Below are 21,991 nucleotides of genomic sequence, written 5' to 3' on the forward strand. Positions count from 1 at the left end.
TAGTATTATTCTTAAAATTTTATTCTTAAACAATTTCATTTTATTTCTGCTCAATTAATTTCAAAGTATATTCAAACTGAGTATCCTTATTTTGTATAAAATCGGGTATGTTTTGTTTGATCTCATGATCGGGAATGATGCCCCTGCCAAAAAGCTGACTGGGTTTCTTAGGGGCATCCTGTTCTAAGTTGACAATCGAAAATTGCGTTTTTATTTTTGTATTAGGCAGTTCATATTCCACAGGTGTATGCCCGTTATGCCCGTAATAACCGCCCATTGTTTCTTCGCCGATAACTATAGCATTAGTATGGCCTGTAACTAAAGAAGCAAACAGTGATCCCGCAGATGCGATTCTGGGACTAATTAATAAATAAATCTGCCCTTGAAAGTTGTTTTTGTCGGGCTGTAATAAACGATTGAATTTGGGATCCTGCAGGTATATTTTGCCTTTCAATTCCGGGTATTCTTCTTTAAGTTCCGCTTCAAATTCACTTAGTTCCTCCATTTGTTTTTTGGGCTCTGTTTCTTCGTAAACAAAATATTGGGGAAAAGGAATTTTTTGAAAATTGATAAATGCGGATGTGTTTTCCCGATACGGTTTTTGTGTCAGATAAGAAAAAGCGACAAGATCGTTGGGGTCACTTCCACCGCCATTACTTCGAACATCTACAATTAAATTTTTGATTTCAGGATGCAATGTGAGAAGCTGAAAACAGCTGTCCAGATATTTTTTATAGACGATATGTTCTTTGTCTTCTGCATTCATGCCAATGGCAAAAGTAGGTATGGAAAGTAATGCTGTATGGGGTGTGCATATCTTAAAAGTATATTTATTTTTGATTTTGCCGTAATACAGACTGTCTACAGGCAGAGAATGGCGGTTTTTAAAGTTTTCTTTTCTTGTCTCGTTCGAAACAGCAAGAACTTTTTTGGATTGTTTTTGAGTCTGATCGGGGAGTGAATATTGGACCAGGAAATGCTCTTTGGGGCCGAATTCCAGTTCGAAATACCTTCCAAATGAAGCACTGATTCCGATTGATTTTCCCGAAATGTTATAACCGTCGGTCGTGTAATATTTGTAGAAACGAGAGATTATTTTCTCAATTTTAATACCGTTTATTTTATGAATTTGTGACCCTACAGGAATTTCAGTATTCTTAAAATTGATAATTACTTTATCGCCAATTAGTTTAACAGGGTACGGAAAGAAAACTTTTCCTGAGGTGTATTTGTTTTGAAAATCATCAGGAAGAGTGGTGTTATTGTGTACGCTGCCTTCAAAGTCAGTGATTTTGAGGATTATTTTATAGAAATTCAGTAGCGATTTAGGCTTTTTTAATTCTGAAAACGCCCAGGAATAAATACTGTCTATTTGTTTCTTTGTACGGTACTTATAAACCCCTGAATTGGCTTTTTCTCTAATTTCCTTAAAAGTGGATAAATCCTGTTTTAGTTTTGCAGCAGGCCATTTTTCATTTTGTGAAAAGAGAAGAAACGGAAAAAACAGAAAAAGTAATGTTTTAAATTTTGACATTTCAAGGGCTTTAGGATCTAAGTACTGATTTTTGACTAGTTAATTTTGTCTTGTAACAAACTAAATTCTTTATCCGAATATTTTAATTCAGTTGCTATTTTTTTTAGTTTTTCTTTATTTACTTTTCCTAAAGGAGAATAATAAACATAGTGTCCAAATCCTGCCAATTGACTAAGGGCATCATTGTTGTCTTCTTTTGCGAGCAAAGGTTTTACTGTTATAAGGATTTCTGTTATGCCTTTGTCTTCATTAAACTGAATCATTTTTTCCGGTAAATTTGGCGGAATTAATGTCACTGGCATATTGGCAATATAGGATAGATACTTTTTCATAAGTTTCCATGAATTTTCATCTTTTACTGCTGCCATAATATCGGCCAAATTAGTAATTGTACAGGTAGAGACGTTACTTTGAAAAAGTTTATTAACTTTTTCTATAGAAGGCTTTCCGATATTTTTTAATATTTCGGTTGCTTTTTCTTCAACACCGTTTCCATGATTTGCATGTAGTTTTAAAATCATCAAACAGACGTCTATTGTATATTGCTGTTTGTTTTGGCTTGAGATTTCTTGAAGTTTTTTTAATTTTTTACCGGGTTTGTTTTTATCTGTCCCAAAAAACTGAAGCAATTCGAAGTTTTCTTTGCTGTATTCCAGATCTGAATCAGCAGGAGTGTTTCTGTAGAAAGTACTTTTATTAGTTAATTCTGATGCTGTTACTTTATCATTTTTGGAATTATAGATTTCAGCTAGTTTATCATAAATTGCAGCTTCTTTAGGATTGTCTACCAGTATTTTATTGAATTCTGTTTCGGCACTGTTATAATCTTTTAGTGCAATATAATTGTCAGCTATATTGAATAGAGCAGCGTTTTTATATTTTTCATCATTCAAAAGCGCTTTGAACGTTTCATTTGATTTGTCGTAATTGGTTAAAAGTTGTTGAATTTTAGCTGCATAATAAATTTCTTCGCTTCGGTTATATGTTTTGATCAGATATTCTAGATCAATAAGAGCAGATTTTAGGTTTTCTTCTTTAAATTGATCTTCGTCATATTGGAGAGAATCGGCTTTAAAAACGGAATTTCCATCGATATTTCGTTGTCTGGTACCTAGTTTTGCCATTTCCAGACTCATTTCAGATTTTCTTTTTATTAATTCTGGAACACTTCCAAATTTCGCAATTCCTTTTTCAATAATGTCAATTCCTTCAAGCCATTGTCCATTTCGAAACAAAGAATATCCATAAATTTCAAAGGTTCCAAAACAATCATTTTTGGTTTCATAAAGTTTTTTAGAAAGGACTACAGCATTTGTGCTATTGTTTTCTTCAAGCTTTCTTAAAATGTTTTTTTGTTCTTTCTTAGCGGCTTCGTCGCACAAGTTAAAATTATCAGATTTTAATTTTTCGTACTCAAAAACATTTCGTTGAAGTTTTTGTGAGAAGGAGTAAAGGGTGAGGCTTAAAAAAAGGAGTAAAAATTTTAGTTTCATTTTCCGGTATTTTGGTTTTATTAGACTGAAATTTAGCTATATTTTTTAAAAGAAAAACTTAATTCCAGTCTAAAAATAATAAAAAATCCCTTATTTAAATCAAACCTTTTATTTTGGCATGCTGTAACAATAAAATCGTTTTTGCATCTGTAATTTCACCCGATTGAATCATGGCATAAGCCTGATCAAAGGTGTATTCCAAAACCTCTATATTTTCTTGTTCTGCGTCTAATCCGCCGCCGTTGTTTACTTTCATGGTCTCGTCATATTCTCCGATAAATAGATATAAAATTTCGGTTACAGATCCTGGTGACATGTAGGTTTCGATTACTTTTTCTACTTTCTGCAGACGATACCCGGTTTCTTCTTCGGTTTCGCGAATAATAGCCTGCTCCGGATGATCCTGATCTAAAAGTCCTGCGCAAACTTCAATCATCATTCCGCTTTTATTGCCGTTGAGATAGGTCGGCAGACGAAATTGTCGCGTCAGGATAACGGTTTTCTTAGAGGTGTTGTACAATAAAATGGCAGCTCCATTTCCGCGGTCATACACTTCACGAATGTGAGATTCTATTTTGCCGTCTTTCATTTCATAATCAAAAGTTACTTTGTTCAGCAAGTACCAATTGTCTGATAATAATTGGGTTTCGGTAACTTTAATTTTTGGATTTTTCATCATTAGAAATGTTTGGTGTAAAAAAAACGCTCTGATTATCAGAGCGTTTAGAGGTGTTATTTTGTTATTGTTTGCTTTCTGTCTGGTCCAACCGATACAATTTTGATCGGTACTCCAACTTCTGCTTCAATAAACTCAATATATTCTTTTAGCTCAACCGGTAATTGATCGTAAGTCGTCATTCCTGTTAAATCAGCTTGCCATCCTTTAAACTCTTTATAAACAGGAGTTACGTTTTCAGGCTCGATGTTGTAAGGAAAGTGAGAGATGTTTTCACCTTTATAATTGTATGCAGTACAAACTTTTAACGTTTCAAATCCAGAAAGTACGTCACCTTTCATCATCATTAACTGAGTAACCCCATTTACCTGAACAGCATATTTTAAAGCTACTAAATCTAACCATCCACAACGTCTTTGTCTTCCTGTAACGGATCCAAATTCGTTACCCACTTTTGCCATTGTTGCACCTACTTCATCAAAAAGTTCAGTAGGGAATGGACCGCTACCTACACGTGTAACGTAAGCTTTGAAAATTCCATATACTTCTTTGATTTTGTTCGGAGCAATTCCTAAACCGGTACAAGCCCCGGCAGCTGTAGTGTTTGAAGAAGTTACAAATGGATAAGTTCCAAAATCAACATCTAATAAAGAACCCTGAGCTCCTTCACATAAGATTGATTTACCTGCTTTTTGAGCCTGGTACATGTATTCTTCACTATCAATAAAATCTAATTTCTTTAATTCTTCGATCGCTTCAAAAAACTCTTTTTCAAGTTCAGCCAAATTGTATTGAATAGCAACATCATAAAAAGCAATCATGGCTTCGTGCTTGTCAGCCAATGCTCTGTAACGCTCTTTAAAGTCTTCCAGTTCAATATCTCCAACACGCAATCCGTTTCTTCCGGTTTTGTCCATGTAAGTTGGCCCAATTCCTTTAAGAGTAGATCCGATTTTTGCTTTTCCTTTAGATGCTTCAGAAGCTGCATCTAATAAGCGGTGAGTTGGTAAAATTAAATGTGCTTTTCTTGAAATGATCAGTTTGCTTTTGATATCAAGGTTAAATTTCTCTAAACCTTCGATTTCTTTTTGAAAAACCACCGGGTCTATTACAACACCATTACCAATGATGTTTACTGATTTTTTATGAAAAATTCCGGAAGGAATGGTTCTAAGTACGTGTTTAATTCCGTCAAATTCTAATGTATGTCCTGCGTTTGGTCCTCCTTGAAAACGTGCAATAATATCATAATTTGAGGTAAGTACATCAACAATTTTTCCTTTACCTTCATCTCCCCATTGTAATCCTAGTAATAAATCTACGGTCATTCTCTTTTTAATTTGCGTTGAGGCAATTCCTGTTGCCCCACTGATTAATGTAGTTAATTTTCTTTTTTATATTTTCTGAATAAGACCCTTCGGAATTATTGTTTTTGCTTTTTGTTTCCGTAGAAATACAACGAATGATTTGTGATTTCAATGTCAAATATTTCTTCGATTGTTTTTTTGATGGTCTGAATTCTTGGATCGCAAAATTCAATTACCTCACCAGAATCCGTCATGATAATATGATCATGCTGTTTATCAAAATATGATTTTTCGTAGTAAGCCTGATTTTGTCCAAATTGATGTTTTCTAACCAAAGCGCAGTCTAACAAAAGCTCAATCGTGTTGTACAATGTAGCTCTACTCACACGATAGTTCTTGTTTTTCATTTTGATGTATAGGTTCTCTATGTCAAAATGCTCTTCGCTATCGTAAATTTCCTGAAGTATAGCATAACGCTCAGGAGTTTTGCGATGCCCTTTTTGCTCAAGATACAGTGTAAAAACATTTTTTACAATTTCTTGATTTCTAGTGTTGTCAGTTGAAATGAGTGTCATATCCGGCAAAGATAATTTTTTATTTTTAATGAATAAAAGTTTCGGGTTTAAAGTTTAGTTATAAAACCCTTATAGATAGGTTAAAAAAGTTATGCGTTGTGAGTTTCAGGTTTCAGGTTTTAAGTTTTAAGTTTTAGGTTTTAAGTTTCAGAATTTAATATCCAGAACTCATAACCTGAAACTTGAAACAACAAACTATAAACTATTAACAATTTTTAAGTTCTGTACTCTCTTGTTACTTTATCAACTCCGTCAATTTTTTTAATGGCATTGATCATTTTCTTCAAAATGGTATTGTTCTGTACGATGACAGCAATTTGTCCGTGAAAAATTCCGGCATCAGTGCTTAACGAAATGCTCTGGATGTTTACACTCATGTTGTTCGAAATGACTCTGGTCAATTGATTGGTAAGTCCTAAAACGTCCATTCCTGTTATGTTGATAATGGCTTTGAATTCTTCCTGAGAAGAGTCAATCCATTTGGCACTCATAATACGGTAAGCATAATTGGACTGCATGCCAATCGCATTCGGACAGTCTTTTTTATGAACTTTGATTCCTTCATTGATGGTCACAAATCCAAAAACATCATCTCCCGGAATCGGGTTACAGCATGGGGAGAGTTTGTAATCGAGTTTGTCATGCTCTGTTCCAAAAACCAGCATGTCGTAGTTACTGCTGATGATTGGTTTGTGAATGTCTTCTGAAGCGGTGTTGTCCTTGTTTCGCTTAATTTTATTTTTGAAGAAATTGATAAACGTATTGCTTTTTTGCGCCGCATAATCTTTTAATTGCTGATTTTCGATCGCACCAATTCCCACTCTGTAAAATAAATCTAAACTGGTTTTAAGTTTGAAAAAGTTAACCAATTCATTGATAACTTGTTCGTTAATAGTGATTTTAAGATGTTTTAATTTTCGGGTAAGGAGTTCTTTTCCTTCTTCGGCGATTTTTTTGGTGTTCTCGTTCAGAACATTTTTAATTTTAGTTTTCGCGCGCGAAGTTGTTACGTATTCCAACCAGTTTACAGTTGGTTTTTGATTGGCAGAGGTTATAACTTCAACCTGATCGCCACTTTTTAACTCGTGATTCAAGGGTACTAATCGCCCATTGACACGTGTTCCTCGGGTTTTAATTCCAATTTCGGAGTGAATGCTAAAAGCAAAATCAAGCGATGTAGCTCCTTTTGGAAGTGATTTGATTTCTCCTTTTGGTGTAAAGACAAAGATTTCTTTAGAATATAAATTCATTTTGAAATCTTCAACAAAATCTACAGCATTGGTTTCCTGATTCTCGAGTGCTTCACGGAGTAAATTCAGCCATACGTCCAGACCGCTTTCTTCGGTTGCGCCATTTTTGTATTTGTAATGTGCGGCATATCCTTTTTCGGCAATTTCATCCATACGTTCGCTTCGAACCTGAACTTCAACCCAACGGCCTTTTGGCCCCATAACCGTAATGTGAAGGGCTTCGTAACCGGTTGATTTTGGAGAGGAAATCCAGTCACGCAAGCGACTCGGGCTCGGTCTGTAATGATCTGTAACGATGGAATAGATTTTCCAGGCTACGAATTTTTCATCATGCTGATCTGATTTGTACACAATTCTTAAGGCGAATTTATCGTACACTTCGTCAAAACTTACATTTTGAGCACGCATTTTTCGACGAATGGAGTAAATAGATTTTGGACGTCCCTTAATGACATAATCGACACCTTCACTGTCTAAAGATTTCTTTAAGACATCTGAAATGTCTTTGATATAAGCGTCTTGTTCTTCTTTTGTCTCTCTGATTTTGCTTACAATGTCGTTGTAAACATTTGGTTCTGTATATTTCAGACCTAAATCTTCCAGTTTGGTTTTGATATTGTACAATCCCAAACGGTGGGCAAGAGGGGCATAAATATAAAGTGTTTCTGAGGCGATTTTAGTTTGTTTGTATTCCGCCATCGAATCCATAGTTTGCATATTGTGCAAACGATCGGCCAGTTTGATCAGAATAACACGTACGTCATCGTTCAGTGTCAGGATCATTTTTCGGAAATTTTCAGCCTGCATGGAGGCATTCAAATCTCTCTGAACCAATGATATTTTGGTTAAACCTTCTACCAATTGTGCAACTTTCGGATTGAACAAACGTTCAATATCTTCTACTGTCAAAGGAGTATCTTCAACAACATCATGCAAAAGGGCCGCAGCGATAGAGGTCGCTCCCAAACCAATTTCGGAGGCAACAATTTTCGCAACTGCAATAGGATGAAAGATATACGCTTCTCCGGATTTACGTCTTTGTTCTTTATGCGCATCAACTGCAACATCAAATGCTTTACGGATAAGTTTTTTGTCGGCGGGACTTAAAGTCTGATAACTGATTCGAAGTAACTCTTTATACTCTTGTGCAATTGCTTTATTTTCTTTTTCAATATCTATTTCTATCATAACGGCATAGTTCAAGTACTAAAAATAAGAATAAGTTTGAATATACGCAAGGGAATGGAAGGTTGATTTTAGAATGAAATTATTTTGTTTCAAGTTTTAAGTTTCAAGTTTTTGAGCACTGCTTTCAGTCTCAGTTTTCAGTCCCAGTTTTCACTTTTAAATCGGGTTGGGTGTGAAAAAAGGTTGAAAGAGATACTGTTTAGCAGGTGCAACTGTAAACTGCGACTGCAAACTGCGACTGCAAACTAAAAAATTATTCTTTCGAAAAATCCAAATCCTGAAAATCGTAACTAAAGTCAGTTAATTCAGAAATTGGAAGCATTTTTAAGTTAAGGACTTTGCCACTTTCGTCGTATTTGAAAAGCAGATGTGCATCGGCATGAAAGAAAGCATTGTTCCATTTCACGACGTAATTTCCGTCTTTATAGAAAAATACTTCACCGGCCAGTTGCGGAGAGCGTTTGGAAGCAAAATATACTTTTCCTTTTTTCTCGGTAATGGTAATTTCGCCAAACCAGTTGTCTTTGTAAGTTCCGGTAATCTTAGAAAAGTCAGTTTTTAGTTTGTCTTTTTTGTTTTTAGCAACTGTTGCCCAAACTTCATCGGTTACTTTATCGGCCGATGCTTCGCTGTCTTTCATTCGAGTGCTGTAAATCGTCACATAGTCTTCTGATTTAATCCCCAGATAACTGTCTTTTATTGTATTGGTAATGGCACTAAAAGCTGCTCCCGATTGTTGATTGGTTAAAACAATAATTCCTAATCCTAATTCCGGAATCAAAGTGGTTTGAGTTACGTTTCCTTCCAGTCCTCCAGTATGTGAAACCTGCTTGTATCCTTTTACATCACTTAGGAACCAGCCTAAACCATAACCGGAGAAATGAGTGTTGTACGGTGGTCTTGTTTTTGCAGGTATAATGGTCTGCAATTGCCACATTTCATTGTGTTCTTTTTCTGAAAATAGTGGTTTGTTATCGCCGTATTTCCCATTCTTAAGCTGTAAAATAACCCATCTGCTTAAATCGTTTACGCTGGAATAAATTCCGGCTGCTCCATCAAAAAGTTGGTTTTCATAACGTTTTATAGTTTTGAGTTTTCCGTCAACCGGAACGTGAGGGGTGATAACGTTTGTGGTGTCTTTTAAACGTTTCACTGAAGCCACACTATTGCTCATTTCCAAAGGCTTCATGATGCGTTCTTCTACAAATTCAGCCCAGGTTTTACCGCTTACTATATGTACAATTTCGCCTGCAACGATATAGAGCAGGTTGTCATAATCGTATTTGGTTCTAAAACCAGAAACAGGTTTTAAATACCTTAGATTGTGAATAATATCCTGCGCTTTAAAATCGCTTCCGTCGGGCCAGATCATCAAATCTCCGGCTCCAAGCCCAAGTCCGCTTCTGTGGGTTAACAGGTCACGAATCGTGAATTCACGGGTTACATAATCGTCGTACATTTTAAAATCAGGAAGGTATTTTGCCACTTTGTCATCCCATTTTATTTTACCTTCGTCAACTAGTATTGCCAGTGCTCCCGAAGTAAAAGCTTTACTGTTGGAGGCAATCCCGAACAGCGTATTGGCATCCACTTTTTGCTGTGTTGCAATTGATTTTACACCATAACCTTTTGCCAAAACTACTTTTCCGTCTTTTACAATGGCCACTGCAATTCCGGGCACATCAAATGCTTTTAGGGTACGGTTGACCAGATCATCTACTTCCGGATTGGTTATTTGTGCTGAAAGGGTAAAGCTAAATAAGAAGGCTAAAAGTGATAATTTGTAGTTCATGACGGTATGTTTTGGTTTAGTTAAATCCGCGTTGACGCTTGGCTTCGAATATTAGAATAGCAGCAGCAACCGAGACATTCATGCTGTCGATTTCGCCCTGCATGGGAATGATGATATTCTGAGTAGCAGCATCTCGCCAGTCCTGCGTTAAGCCGGTAGCCTCTGTACCCACAACCAATGCAGTGGGAGTGGTGAAATCCTGTGTGTGATACGAAGTAGAATTTTGGAGTGTTGCACAGTAAAAATCGATCTTCTTTTCTTTTAAAAAGGCTATGATTTCAGCCGTCGTTCCGGTTGCAATCTGATTGGTAAATAAACAGCCAACACTGGAGCGTACAATATTCGGATTGTATAAATCGCTTTTTGGATTGGCAATTAATACGGCATCAAGATTTGCAGCATCGGCAGTGCGCAAAAGGGCGCCGATGTTTCCCGGCTTTTCCGGTGCTTCGGCAACTACAATCAATGGATTATCAGATAGTTTTAGATCCGATAAAAGCATTGATTTGGTTTTGGCTATAGCCAGAACGCCTTCAGTAGTATCGCGATACGCTAGTTTCTGATAAACTTCTTTATTGATTTCAATGAGTTGAACCGGACTGTTTACCAATTTATGAATCTGATTTTCAGTAACCAATTCAGGTAAAAATAAAACGGTTTCTATTTCGTAGCCTCCTTTTATTGCGAGTGAAATTTCACGTAAACCTTCAATCAAAAATGTTCCGGTTTGTTTGCGGGCTTTGGCCTTTTCCTGTAGTAAAACAAGTGATTTTATAAACGGATTTTGTACTGAGGTAATTTGTTTCATTTTTTTAAAGGTACTTAGGTTCTGAGGGGCTAAGGTACTGAGATTTTTTTTAAAAAGTTGCACAGGTTTTTTTGGAGGTACTAAGGTTCAGAGGTGCTAAGGTACTGAGTTTTTCTACAGGGGGTAGAGGAGGAAAACTGATGTAAATTTTTTTTTAAAGGTACTTAGGTTCTGAGGGGCTAAGGTACTGAGATTTTTTTTAAAAAGTTGCACAGGTTTTTTTGGAGGTACTAAGGTTCAGAGGTGCTAAGGTACTGAGTTTTTCTACAGGGGGTAGAGGAGGAAAACTGATGTAAATTTTTTTTTAAAGGTACTTAGGTTCTGAGGGGCTAAGGTACTGAGATTTTTTTTAAAAAGTTGCACAGGTTTTTTTGGAGGTACTAAGGTTCAGAGGTGCTAAGGTACTGAGTTTTTCTACAGGGGGTAGAGGAGGAAAACTGATGTAAATTTTTTTTTAAAGGTACTTAGGTTCTGAGGGGCTAAGGTACTGAGATTTTTTTTAAAAAGTTGCACAGGTTTTTTTGGAGGTACTAAGGTTCAGAGGTGCTAAGGTACTGAGTTTTTCTACAGGGGGTAGAGGAGGAAAACTGATGTAAATTTTTTTTTAAAGGTACTTAGGTTCTGAGGGGCTAAGGTACTGAGATTTTTTTTAAAAAGTTGCACAGGTTTTTTTGGAGGTACTAAGGTTCAGAGGTGCTAAGGTACTGAGTTTTTCTACAGGGGGTAGAGGAGGAAAACTGATGTAAATTTTTTTTTAAAGGTACTTAGGTTCTGAGGGGCTAAGGTACTGAGATTTTTTTTAAAAAGGTTTTTTTTGGAGATGCTAGGGTTCTGAGATGCTAAGTCACTGAGGTTTTTTTGAAAAGTTGTAAAGGTTCAGAGGCTTTTTCTTGGAGGAGCTTAGGTTCTGAGAGGCTAAGCTACTGAGATTCTAAAATCGTAAAAAGAGTTTGCCACAGATTAAAAGATTTTTATAGATTATAACCTTTTTAATCCTTTAATCTGTGGCAAAAAAAACTTTTATTTTGTAAGGACTTCTGAAATTTCGTTTGCTACCGGATGCGGAGCAGTGAAGGTGTATCCCATGATTTTTGCGATGGTTTGTGCTATTTGTTTTTGATACAGTTGAGAATCTGTTTTGATTTCGCCTTTTGGGGCAATTTCTGGCCCCATTGCAGCGAACCAAATTTGTGAGGCACCTTCAACATCGGCACCATGATCTGTCCATTGTGCTTTTGTTTTGTCACCACGACCGTGATCTACGGTGATTACCAGTGTCGTTTTATTTTTGTATTGGGGATCATTTTGTACAAAGTTCCAGATTTCTTTAATCCATTTGTCGACCTGATTTGCAGCATCAAGATAGGATCTGTAGTGTCCGGCGTGCGCCCATTCGTCAGTTTCTCCATAGGCAATGTAAAGTACTTTTGGCTTTTTGGTTTTAAGTTCGTTCAAAGCCTGATAGTGCGTAAAAACATCTAAACACTCATCCTGATGAAAAGGTTTAAACGAGTTGTTGCGCATTTCATTTAATAACTTCTGAGTTTCTGTAGGTTTGTCTCCTCCCACATTATCGAAGGCAGAAATTACCGGAAAACCGCTTCTTTTCTCGTTTAAAATTCGATCAAAAGCATCCCAGGCGCCAAAAGCGGCAACTTTTCCTTTTAGTTTAGATTGCTGGTTTAAAAATTCTAAGACATTTACATTTGGATTGTTCTTGTAATGATTGGAGTTGATGGCAACATCAACATTTCCGGTCATAATTTCGCTGTATCCGGGATAACTGAACCAGTACGGGTTAGAAACATCAACTTTGCTTCCTAACTCGCGATGGCCATAAATTTGCCCTTTCGCAGCAATTTCAGACCATAGAAAAGGCATGATTTTTTTTCGGCTTTCTTTGGAGTCAGCACTTGCATAATTCTTATAAATATAGGTACTGTCTCCCTGATTGAATTTTTTATCATTGGCAATTGCTGGGTCCATTCCTTTAAACACTTCCTGCCATCTAAAACCATCGGTGGTGATAATGATGATGTTCTCGGTTTTTTGTGCATGAGAGTAAAAACCGGAAAAAAAGAATGCGAGTAAAATGAGCTTTTTCATATTTTTTAACTTACTGAGATTCTGAGATGCTAAGTTGCAAAGGTTTTTCTTTTTTAACGCTAAATATAGGTTAAGTTTTTGTTTCAAATTCCAAGAAGTGATAGAAAATTTTGTTATCCGGTTAAAAACTTTAATAAAGCGTATCGTCTTTTGAGATTTAGAAGCAGGCTTCTAAGAATTTGATTCTAGAAGAGAATGAGCGACTCCTTTGGGCTCAAAAAAGGCAGTATTAAGTATTTTTTATAAGTAAAAGACGTATAAAATAAATTTAATTGTAAGTTTTTTTGTATAATTATATTGTTTTTTTTAGATTTGCCTTAAATTAAGTTTTTTTTAGCAGTTATTTATTTTGAATACAGGTATCAGGATCCGATTCTGAAAGATTAAAAAATAACAGTGAATCTAAAAGAGATTATAGTCCCCATTGTCTTTTAGTGAGAAAAAAATCAGTATAAATAACTTTATATTTTGGCGATGAGTCATAGGAAAGAACAACATCTGAAAGGAGAGTGAGGGATTGTTTTTGGTTTTTAGTAAACAGGTTTGATATGATTTAACTTACTGGTTAAAAAATATTTAGCAGGATGTGTTTTGCGACAATCGAGCTTAAAAGAGTATTGAAATTGAAAAAGTCCATTTAATTGTTTAACAAACACAAAATTAAAATTATGAGAAATGCATTAGTATTTATTTTTATTATTTTAGTCTTCTTCAGTTGTGCAGAAGATTCTAATACAGAAAAGACCTCTTCGAGTGTCTATGATGAGCTATCTTTTGATGTGCTTGATATAAATGAGAGCATATCCTCTTTAACTAGCTTATCGACGAAGTTTTCTACCGATAAGAATATCATATTAAAAGATAAAAAAGACACCTTATGTGTTATAGTAGGTTTGGAAAGAGCTGAAAATTTTCTGTCAAAAGATGAAAATGGGAAGGAAGAAATGACATTTATATCAAAATCCGGGCCTGAGAATAAATTTGAGCAGGCCGTTATTACCCTTACAGGAGATCATGCCTATATCAGTTCTTCTTTTAAGGGAGAGTCAAAAAAAATAGCTTTATTTACAACACCTCAGATTAGTTTGTCTAATGAGTCTGCTAAGAAATACAATTCAGATAATGCTAAAGGTGAGTATGTTTATAATGCTGATAAAACCTCTTTTTATTTTTCTGCTAAAAATAACAAGGCTGATAAACAGTTGTCTTCTAGCAGTTTCAGTGGGGAGGAGTCAAATTTGGGCTGTGGCGTTGCAGATGAAGGGATACAGGATGTAAGTCTTCCGCTCTCCTATGCCACTTTGGGCTCTTCCTCTAAAGCTACTGGTTCTAATTCGGTCCTATATGATTATATTTTTGGGAATAAGGTTGCCTATATGTGGAACTCTACAATTCGTTATAAACGTGTTGGCGAAATATATGTTAATGATAACCAGGTTACAAAAAGAAGAGAATATTTTCGTTGTAAAAAAGATCGTCTTGATTCCAATTTTCCAGTAAATAGAAAAAGTAATGAAGATTGGGAGTTTTTGGGGCCTTATGACTGGCAGTACTACCCTAACAATAGAGGTGAAGAAGGGGATATCTATGAATACAATAATCCTTGGAATAAGAAAAAAGAATTTTTCAAGCTTAAAAACTGGTCTTACGGATATTTTCCTACCAATTCTACAAGTAATAATTTTTGGGAGTACTTAGGAGAAAAAACTAAAAAAGTAGTAACCGTAAAGCTTTGGTATCAGGGAAACAATTCTAACACACCTATATCTCACGAAGTTAATTGGGCTTGGAATGATTTTATATTTTCGATGGGGAAGAATCGCCATATCAATTTTGTAAGGTCTTATCAGGGGGAATTTGATACTAACACAGATACGAGTGGAAAATTAGAGAAATTTAATTCTTTCTTATACAATAAATTTAGAACACCTGAAAAAAATACGATCTACGGTTATCTTTTTTGGTCAACTACTGATAGTGCTGTAGGGAAGGCTTATATAGATTCCTATTTTTATGGAGGTAGTACTAGTGCTTGGTTCCCTGCATTTACGGCTCATACCATTGGTGGGGCTAGTACAATGGCTCATGAAATTGGTCATGTTTTAGGAGCGGAACACAATAACAGAATATTTTATAGAAAATGGTGGTGGATTTTTGGAATATGGCATAGAGATATTATGTCTACAGCTTCTGAGTTTTACGTACAGTATGCTGAGCATAAGCATGAACCCAATATTGCCATAATTAGAAGCAGACTAGGAGAGGATTATTAGTAAATTCTGTATGTGGTCTAGGGGGAATCTCCTTGTTTTTTATACTCTTTAATTATTTATTGAGAAACGAGTATTTTGAAAGTACAGCAAAATAGTAACTAGTTAAACCGGATTAGAATTTATCTTTTCCGGTTTAATTTTTTCTGTCTTTTTTGCTGGTAACGAACCCGATTTTTATTTTGGCATATAATACAACAGAACTGTTCTAGTAGCATCTTCGTCACTTTTTACATTCACGGAAACTATTGTACAGCTGCTATAAAATTCCTCTCGACTTAATTTCGAGGTATTTATTGATGGTGTCCAAAGTCAAATTTTCAGGCTGTGTTAAAACAGCGTGGATGCCGTATTTTTTGAGTTCGTTTGCGATTAAACGTTTTTCGAACATGAATTTTTCGGCGATTACTTTGTCGTAGATTTCCTGAATCGTATCCGTTTTTTTATTGATGATCGCATTTAGTTCTGTATTGCTAAAGAAAACGACAACCAATAAATGACTTTTTGCAATTCCTTTTAAGTAAGGCAACTGTCGGTTTAAACCGTCCATTGTTTCAAAGTTAGTGTACAAAAGGATCAAACTTCTTTGATTGATGTTTTTCTTGATGTCTACATACAAACGGCTGTAGTCACTTTCAAAAAAGTCGGTTTTGATATTGTATAAGGTTTCGAGAATTTTTTGCATCTGAGAAGCTCTTTTCTCGGCAAAAACACGGTTTTCTACTTTTTTAGAGAATGAAAAGAAACCTGCTTTGTCCTGCTTTTTCAGAATAACGTTCGATAAAACTAAGGTCGAATTGATCGCATAATCCAGTAAACTCAGTCCGTCAAATGGCATTTGCATGGAGCGGCCTTTATCGATTGCCATGTAAACGGATTGCGATTTTTCGTCCTGAAACTGATTGACCATTAAAGCATTTTTCTTGGCTGTAGCCTTCCAGTTTAAAGTTCGAAGATCATCACCCTGAACATACTCTTTAATTTGCTCGAATTCCATCGTATGGCCAATTCTACGGATTTTTTTGATTCCGTATTGGTAGAGATTATTCGAAAAAGCCAATAGATCATATTTTCGCAGCTGAATATAAGACGGATAGGTGGGAACCATTTTGTCTTTATCGAACGAAAATCTTCTGGAAATTAGTCTTAGCGGTGACGAAACATAAACGTTCAGATAACCAAAGTAATATTCTCCTCGTTCTGTTGGTCGTAATTCGTAGCCAATTTCTTTTTGCTCAGAAGCTTTAATCTTTTTTACAATTTTGAAATCACGTACCTGAAACTGAAACGGAATTTCGTCGATTATCTTAACTGAAATTTTAAAGGTATAATGGTTTTTAACGGTGATGGTTACGGGATTCAAATCTCCGTTTGAAAGTTTTTCCGGTGTCGTTCTTTCCGCTTCAATGCCTGTTTTACTAAGATAAAGCAGGAGTACGTCAAGCCCTAAGAAAGTAAATAAAATTAAAACCACAAACCAAACCGCATTGTACAAATTTGGAAAAATAAAAGCACAGACAAACAATCCAATTATGCTCAGAAGCACATAGAAAAAGAAGTTATTAAGATAAAGGCTTTTGATGAATTTCACGCTTTAAAAGGTTTCAGGTTTTTATTGTTTCAAGTTTCAAGTTTTTATTGTTTCAAGTTTCAAGTTTCAAGTTTCAGTTCTCAGTTCTCAGTCTCAGTCTCAGTTTTCACTGTGTACTGCGACTGTGTACTGCGACTGTGTACTGCAATTGTGTACTGCGACTGTGTACTGCAACTGTGTATTGCGACTGTGTATTGCGACTGTGTACTGCCACTGAAAACTGCGACTAAAAACTGCGACTAAAAACTACCTCGGAATTTCAACAGTCTCAATAATTTGTCTGATGATTTCTGAACTTGTGATGCCTTCCATTTCGCGCTCAGGGGCTACAATTACACGATGCTGTAAAACCGGAATGGCAGCATCTTTTATATCTTCGGGAGTAACAAAATCACGTCCGCGGATGGCAGCAAAACCTTTGGCAGCATTCAAAATAGCAATTGAAGCACGCGGGGAGGCTCCCAGATATAAGAATGCATTTTCACGGGTATTGACTACAATTCGTGCAATGTATTCCAACAGATTTTGCTCGACTCTGATTTGTTTTACCAAAGCCTGGTATTCTTTTATTTCAGCAGCAGAAAGTATCGTTTTAACAGCCTCTAATTTTCCGTGATTTTGTAGTAAATGCTCTCTTTGGATAATTAAAATTTCTTCTTCAAGTTTCGGATAATCGATGGTGATTTTGAATAAAAAACGATCCAATTGTGCCTCCGGCAAACGGTAAGTTCCTTCCTGCTCAATCGGGTTTTGAGTGGCAATTACCAAAAATGGAGTTTCTAACTGATAGGCCGATCCGTCAATGGTAATTTGACGTTCTTCCATTACTTCAAAAAGTGCTGCCTGTGTTTTGGCAGGGGCACGATTTATTTCGTCGATTAAGATTAAATTGGAGAAAATTGGGCCTTGTTTGAATTCAAATTCAGAGGTTTTTAAATTAAAAATCGAAGTTCCTAAGATATCCGATGGCATTAAATCCGGGGTGAATTGTATACGGCTAAAGCCAATGTTCAGGGTTTTGGACAATAGTTTGGCTGTAATGGTTTTGGCAACTCCCGGAACTCCTTCCAGTAAAACGTGTCCGTTGGATAAAATAGCCACCAAAAGCTGATCGACCATTTTGTGCTGTCCGACAATTACAGTTTCAAGTTCTTTTTTAATTGCGCTAACGTGATCTAAAAGTGGAGTTAAATTTATTCTGGTTTCAAAATTCACATTTTCATTTGTGATTTCAGATGTTGTATTGATATCGTCCATGATGGTCAGTTTTTCTTTTTTTGAATTCGATTGTATTTTTTTCTAATATAAACCTGTTTGGGATAATTCATTTTAACACATAGATACATAGGTTCAGCGTCTATAAAAAAGGCATTTCATTTTATTTAAAAACACATCTGCTTCTATGTGAAAGAAATATATTTCTTTTTTTGCTTCCTTTCTATACCTAACAAATCTATGTTTCTATGTGTTAAATCAATTTTTTATTAATTTCAACCGTGGGCTAATGTAAAATCTTTTCTATGGCATTGTTTATTCGAATCAGATCTTCTTCAAGACTGCCGTGATAACTCTTTCGATGTTCGTTAATCAAAAATACGAGCTCCTGAATATCCGTTACATTTTTACCCGTTTTATGATGCAATTTTTGAATAAAATGATCGTCCAGTTTCGTGGTATCGATTAAATATTCATTCCTGATTTTCTCTAAAAAGTAAATGATCTTTTTATCAATAATATTAGTGTGATCGCCTTCCTGATAATATAAATTTCCAATAGTCTTTGTAAAATCAACGGTTAAATTGGGCAAAGGTTTTAATATGGGAACAATTCGCTGTTTGCGCTTGGCATTAAAAATAATAAAAATCAACATGCCAAACAGAAAGAAATACCAGGCCCATTTTAAACCGGGCTGACTTAAAATGTATCGCAGAGGCGATTCGGAAATGCGTTCGCTGTTTTGCCCTTTTGTGTACCAAAAAATATCTCCCTCAGGCAAACAGGATAAGACGTTCTCTGTGTACTGATAATGATTTGCTTTCAGTAAGTTGTAGTTTGTAAAAGCAACAGGCTGTGTGTGCAGGTAAAAATGCCCCTGATAATACGGTATTTTTATAAAATTGACGTGCTTTTTTGCTTTCTTGACCGAAGAAAGCTGATAACCGAGAACGCTGGTTTTTGCGGTATCAATTTTAGAAAAATAATTTTCTAATGTCTGTACAAACTTATATTTTTTGTCCTTCAGTTGGGAGTTAGTCAGCCAAACAGTGGTGTTGCCTGAATTGAGATAATCCCCATTTACTTCGACTTTTAAACTGTCTAAGAGGTATTGAGGAAAGTCTTTCATGCTCAAAAAAGCATTGTTTCCGCGTGATACAAAGTAAAGAAGTTCGTTTACAGATTCTTCATCAATGGTATTGGATTCGGAGATGTTTAAAAAAGTTCCTTTTATTTTGTAATTTTCGACAAGACTGTCATTGTCATATTTTGAGGTCAAATACTCATAAGGAGTTAGGTCTGAAATTCGTTCTACGGTATGGTTCTTAAAAAAATCATTGATTTCGTTGTTAAAAACATAGAGCCCAAAAGGAATTTTGTCATTAACAGAATAGGTGGGAGTCCAGTCAATAGGTTTTGGACGTTCGCGATCTGCAATCAGAATTAAAGCTAGAATAAGAACCAGTACAGCAATGTAAATTTTAAGTGTTTTATTCATTGCTAAAGGTTTTTAAGGCATTCTTGAATCGGTTTTCGGTTTTTCTGAAAGTGATTTCGTCGATCTCAAACTCACCGTACCAGATGTAGTTGTACAGATAAGACAAATAAGTAAATTCTTCTTTGTGTGCAGGTTTTTGAAGTTCGTATAAATAATCAGAATTGGTTTTTTCGATGTCCCATTCGATGTACTGATTTTGTGCCATTACTTTCAGAAGCCACAGATAGTAGTATCTAACGGCAGCTCTTTTTTCTCCGGACTGTATACTTTCTTTAATCAGTTTATCGAAATCTAAAAGATGAATGTTCTTTTCGATTTCTGAATAGATAATATTTTTTTTCTTAGCGTTTTTTCCAAAAATCCATTGTCCCTCTTTATTAATGATAGCTTTTACGATGAGATAAATAACAAAAATGATGATGAGAACGGCCAGTACTTTTATTAAAACCGAAACAAAATCAATAGAGCTTTGCGGAGTTTCAAAATCGAACCAATCGCTAAAAATACTGGCCAGCCATTCCTTAAAACGCTGCCATAGCCCTTTTTCAGGAGCTTTAAATTCATAAACGAAGCTGGAGCCGGTATATTTTTTTTTAAAATTTTTAGAGAAAGTCTTAATTTCTATGGTGTCAGAATCTATCCGAATATCTTTTTCAGTGTATTTTACAGCTGTTATTTTGGGAGGTTCGGCTGTAGCCAAAGTATCCTGTGCCTGAATAATGCCGGAGAAAATAAAAAAAGATAAAAGGAATAGGAAGATTTTATTCATTATCGGTTCCGATTAAATCAATGTCGCGATTTGAAATTTTATCTTTTGCTCCCAGGCTATAGTACATAATTCCCTGATTGATCATGATCATGTTGTTGAAAATATTACTCAGGGTAAAGATGAGGATGAAAATCAGAGTTAGGAATATTAGCAAGAGCGGAGAATCACTCATCGCTTCTGCATTATAATTAGAGCTTCCCATTGCGGTTAGGAAGACCATAAATATTCCGGCAAAATAGAACACCATGGTGATCGATCCCTGAATCATCTGGATCATAATCAGCATTAAAAAAGTAGCTCCGATGGAAGTCCAGAAATCTTCTTTTAGTAAAAGATAGGCATGATTTAAGGATTGAAAGAAACTTTTATCTTCTGTCAGATAAGCATAAAAACTAAAGTTTACCCAGGTAAATAAAGCGGGGATAGCAATTAACAAAAGGGGAATCCCCACAATTAGAAAGCATAAAAAGAAGAGTATGATTATAACGATTAACAGCACTGGAACAACAAGAAATGTAAGTCCAATACAAAATTTGATGATTTTCCAGATGTTTTGTCTGAAGATCGTGGTAATGTCCTCTGTTTTAAAATCAGTGGTGTTCTTTTTCGCCACCAGTTTTAGATACAGAATAGGGTAAGTCGAGTTGAAAAGCGACAAAGCAATTACAGCAATAAAAAAGAGGGCAACAAAGCCAGCTAAGAGCCCAAAATTATCGTTAAAATAACCAGCAAGATTGTCAGCGGGTTGGTCTAAGCTATCATTAAATACAGCCTGAAAATTACTTTTTAAAAAGAAAAAGACCAAAGCCCCTACGATTAGGAGAAAGGCCCCGTTGATGATGAAAAAGATCTTAAAAAAATGTTTTCCAAAAGTTTTAAAAAAGGAAAAAGTATCGATGATATAATCGCCCAGCTGTCGTTTTTTGTAAAGTTCAAACATTAGGATAAAGTTGTTTTTTTGTGAACAATAAAAGGATAAATCAAATAATAAAATGAAATTATAGCTAAAGTAAGTAAAATGATAAAACTACTTAGCCAATTGGGCATGTCAATGGAATAACGTGTGATAAAACCTTCGAGAAAACCCGCACTGATGGTAAACGGAAAAGTACTCAGGAATATTTTGAAACTATTTTTGAAGCCTATTTTAAAAGAATTCATTCTCGAGAAAGTTTTAGGAAACAAGATGGAAGCTCCCAAAATAAAGCCTGCTGTAGTTTCGATTACAATGGCGAAGATTTCCATTGAACAGTGAATCCAGATACCGCGGACACTTTTCCAGAAAACGCCCTGTTCGTAAAAAAAGTACTGAAAAGAGCCCAGCATGATACAGTTTCGAAGGAAAATATAAAAAGTACCCAGACCTCCGAAAATTCCGTAAATGTAACATCTCGCGCCTACATAAAGGTTGTTCATGGTGATGCCGATAAAACTTCCCCAGTTACTTCCGGAGCCGTATACAGCCATTGGGTTTCCTTTTTTGATGTTTTCTAAGGTCATGTTCACATAAGAATCACCCAGAATAAGACGAACAAAATCCTGGTCGTATCTGGCAGAAACAACACCAATTCCCACCGTCAGAAAAAACAAAACAAATGCATACAGTAAATAGCGTTTGTACTCGTACATCAGCAAGGGGACTTCGGTAACAAAGAATTCCAGAAACTTATTTTTTTCTGTTCGTTTTGTTTTATAAATTTTCTGATAAATTTGTGAAGCGAGATGATTGAGGTAAATAACGGTTTTGCTCTTCGGATAATACGTTTGGGCATACGACAGGTCATTCATCATTTGAATGTACAAATTAGCTAACTCGTCCGGATTTTTTTTAGCTTTACCAAAAATAGCTAGCTCAAATTCCAGCCATTTTTCTTTATTTTGTTTTATGAAGGCAACTTCTCTCATTGCAGGCTAAAATA

16 protein-coding genes are annotated in these 21,991 nt (G+C 35.6%); 1 reads left to right on the forward strand and 15 read right to left on the reverse strand.

All coding sequences use genetic code 11. The features are described from left to right. Nucleotides 1–40: 40 nt before the first annotated feature. The 9 genes from LNQ34_RS14950 to LNQ34_RS14990 all read right to left on the reverse strand — a co-directional run bounded on the left by LNQ34_RS14950 (nucleotide 41) and on the right by LNQ34_RS14990 (nucleotide 12,729). On the reverse strand, nucleotides 41–1,534 hold the full coding sequence (locus LNQ34_RS14950; RefSeq protein WP_230000311.1) for a S41 family peptidase: 1,494 nt from the start codon (nucleotides 1,532–1,534) through the stop codon (nucleotides 41–43). 35 nt (nucleotides 1,535–1,569) lie between these two features. Continuing rightward, complete coding sequence (locus LNQ34_RS14955; RefSeq protein ID WP_230000312.1) at nucleotides 1,570–3,027, reverse strand: tetratricopeptide repeat protein; 1,458 nt, start codon at nucleotides 3,025–3,027, stop codon at nucleotides 1,570–1,572. Between the two features lie 94 nt (nucleotides 3,028–3,121). Further along, nucleotides 3,122–3,703, reverse strand: coding sequence for a GDP-mannose pyrophosphatase NudK (gene nudK / locus LNQ34_RS14960; RefSeq protein ID WP_202703709.1), 582 nt, complete (start codon nucleotides 3,701–3,703; stop codon nucleotides 3,122–3,124). Between the two features lie 56 nt (nucleotides 3,704–3,759). Then, nucleotides 3,760–5,031, reverse strand: a complete 1,272-nt coding sequence (locus LNQ34_RS14965) for an adenylosuccinate synthase (protein ID WP_017495398.1) — start codon at nucleotides 5,029–5,031, stop codon at nucleotides 3,760–3,762. Between the two features lie 95 nt (nucleotides 5,032–5,126). Next, complete coding sequence (locus LNQ34_RS14970; protein WP_017495397.1) at nucleotides 5,127–5,585, reverse strand: Fur family transcriptional regulator; 459 nt, start codon at nucleotides 5,583–5,585, stop codon at nucleotides 5,127–5,129. A 215-nt stretch (nucleotides 5,586–5,800) separates the two neighbouring features. Next, nucleotides 5,801–8,023 carry a RelA/SpoT family protein gene (locus tag LNQ34_RS14975; protein ID WP_202703695.1) on the reverse strand — a complete coding sequence of 741 codons (2,223 nt, stop codon included), beginning with the start codon at nucleotides 8,021–8,023 and terminating at the stop codon, nucleotides 5,801–5,803. Nucleotides 8,024–8,276: 253 nt separating this feature from the next. Further along, nucleotides 8,277–9,815: a serine hydrolase gene (locus tag LNQ34_RS14980; protein ID WP_230000313.1), complete on the reverse strand. Its 1,539-nt coding sequence runs from the start codon at nucleotides 9,813–9,815 to the stop codon at nucleotides 8,277–8,279. 16 nt (nucleotides 9,816–9,831) lie between these two features. Then, complete coding sequence (locus LNQ34_RS14985; protein ID WP_089077771.1) at nucleotides 9,832–10,623, reverse strand: TrmH family RNA methyltransferase; 792 nt, start codon at nucleotides 10,621–10,623, stop codon at nucleotides 9,832–9,834. Nucleotides 10,624–11,643: 1,020 nt separating this feature from the next. Further along, the gene (locus LNQ34_RS14990) at nucleotides 11,644–12,729 is read right to left on the reverse strand and encodes a phosphoglyceromutase (RefSeq protein ID WP_230000314.1); all 1,086 of its coding nucleotides are present in this window, start codon (nucleotides 12,727–12,729) and stop codon (nucleotides 11,644–11,646) included. A 668-nt stretch (nucleotides 12,730–13,397) separates the two neighbouring features. Here LNQ34_RS14990 and LNQ34_RS14995 point away from each other — a divergent pair. After that, nucleotides 13,398–15,002, forward strand: coding sequence for a hypothetical protein (locus LNQ34_RS14995; protein WP_230000315.1), 1,605 nt, complete (start codon nucleotides 13,398–13,400; stop codon nucleotides 15,000–15,002). Between the two features lie 256 nt (nucleotides 15,003–15,258). Here the strand turns inward: LNQ34_RS14995 and LNQ34_RS15000 are convergent, their stop codons facing one another. From LNQ34_RS15000 to LNQ34_RS15025, 6 genes are all read right to left on the reverse strand, one after another. Then, on the reverse strand, nucleotides 15,259–16,590 hold the full coding sequence (locus tag LNQ34_RS15000) for a DUF58 domain-containing protein (protein ID WP_230000316.1): 1,332 nt from the start codon (nucleotides 16,588–16,590) through the stop codon (nucleotides 15,259–15,261). A 246-nt stretch (nucleotides 16,591–16,836) separates the two neighbouring features. Further along, nucleotides 16,837–17,847: an AAA family ATPase gene (locus LNQ34_RS15005; protein WP_202703190.1), complete on the reverse strand. Its 1,011-nt coding sequence runs from the start codon at nucleotides 17,845–17,847 to the stop codon at nucleotides 16,837–16,839. A 244-nt stretch (nucleotides 17,848–18,091) separates the two neighbouring features. After that, the gene (locus LNQ34_RS15010) at nucleotides 18,092–19,303 is read right to left on the reverse strand and encodes a DUF4350 domain-containing protein (protein WP_230000317.1); all 1,212 of its coding nucleotides are present in this window, start codon (nucleotides 19,301–19,303) and stop codon (nucleotides 18,092–18,094) included. Next, nucleotides 19,296–20,072 carry a DUF4129 domain-containing protein gene (locus LNQ34_RS15015; protein WP_230000318.1) on the reverse strand — a complete coding sequence of 259 codons (777 nt, stop codon included), beginning with the start codon at nucleotides 20,070–20,072 and terminating at the stop codon, nucleotides 19,296–19,298. Before LNQ34_RS15015 ends, LNQ34_RS15010 begins: the two co-directional genes overlap by 8 nt. Then, entirely contained in the window at nucleotides 20,065–21,012 is a 948-nt protein-coding gene (locus tag LNQ34_RS15020; protein WP_230000319.1) for a hypothetical protein, read from the reverse strand. Before LNQ34_RS15020 ends, LNQ34_RS15015 begins: the two co-directional genes overlap by 8 nt. Then, on the reverse strand, nucleotides 21,012–21,977 hold the full coding sequence (locus tag LNQ34_RS15025; RefSeq protein WP_202703186.1) for a stage II sporulation protein M: 966 nt from the start codon (nucleotides 21,975–21,977) through the stop codon (nucleotides 21,012–21,014). The genes LNQ34_RS15020 and LNQ34_RS15025 overlap by 1 nt, the downstream gene beginning before the upstream one ends. Between the last annotated feature and the right edge of the window lie 14 nt (nucleotides 21,978–21,991).

Origin of the sequence: Flavobacterium lipolyticum (genome assembly GCF_020905335.1) — a bacterium.
GTDB lineage: Bacteria > Bacteroidota > Bacteroidia > Flavobacteriales > Flavobacteriaceae > Flavobacterium > Flavobacterium lipolyticum.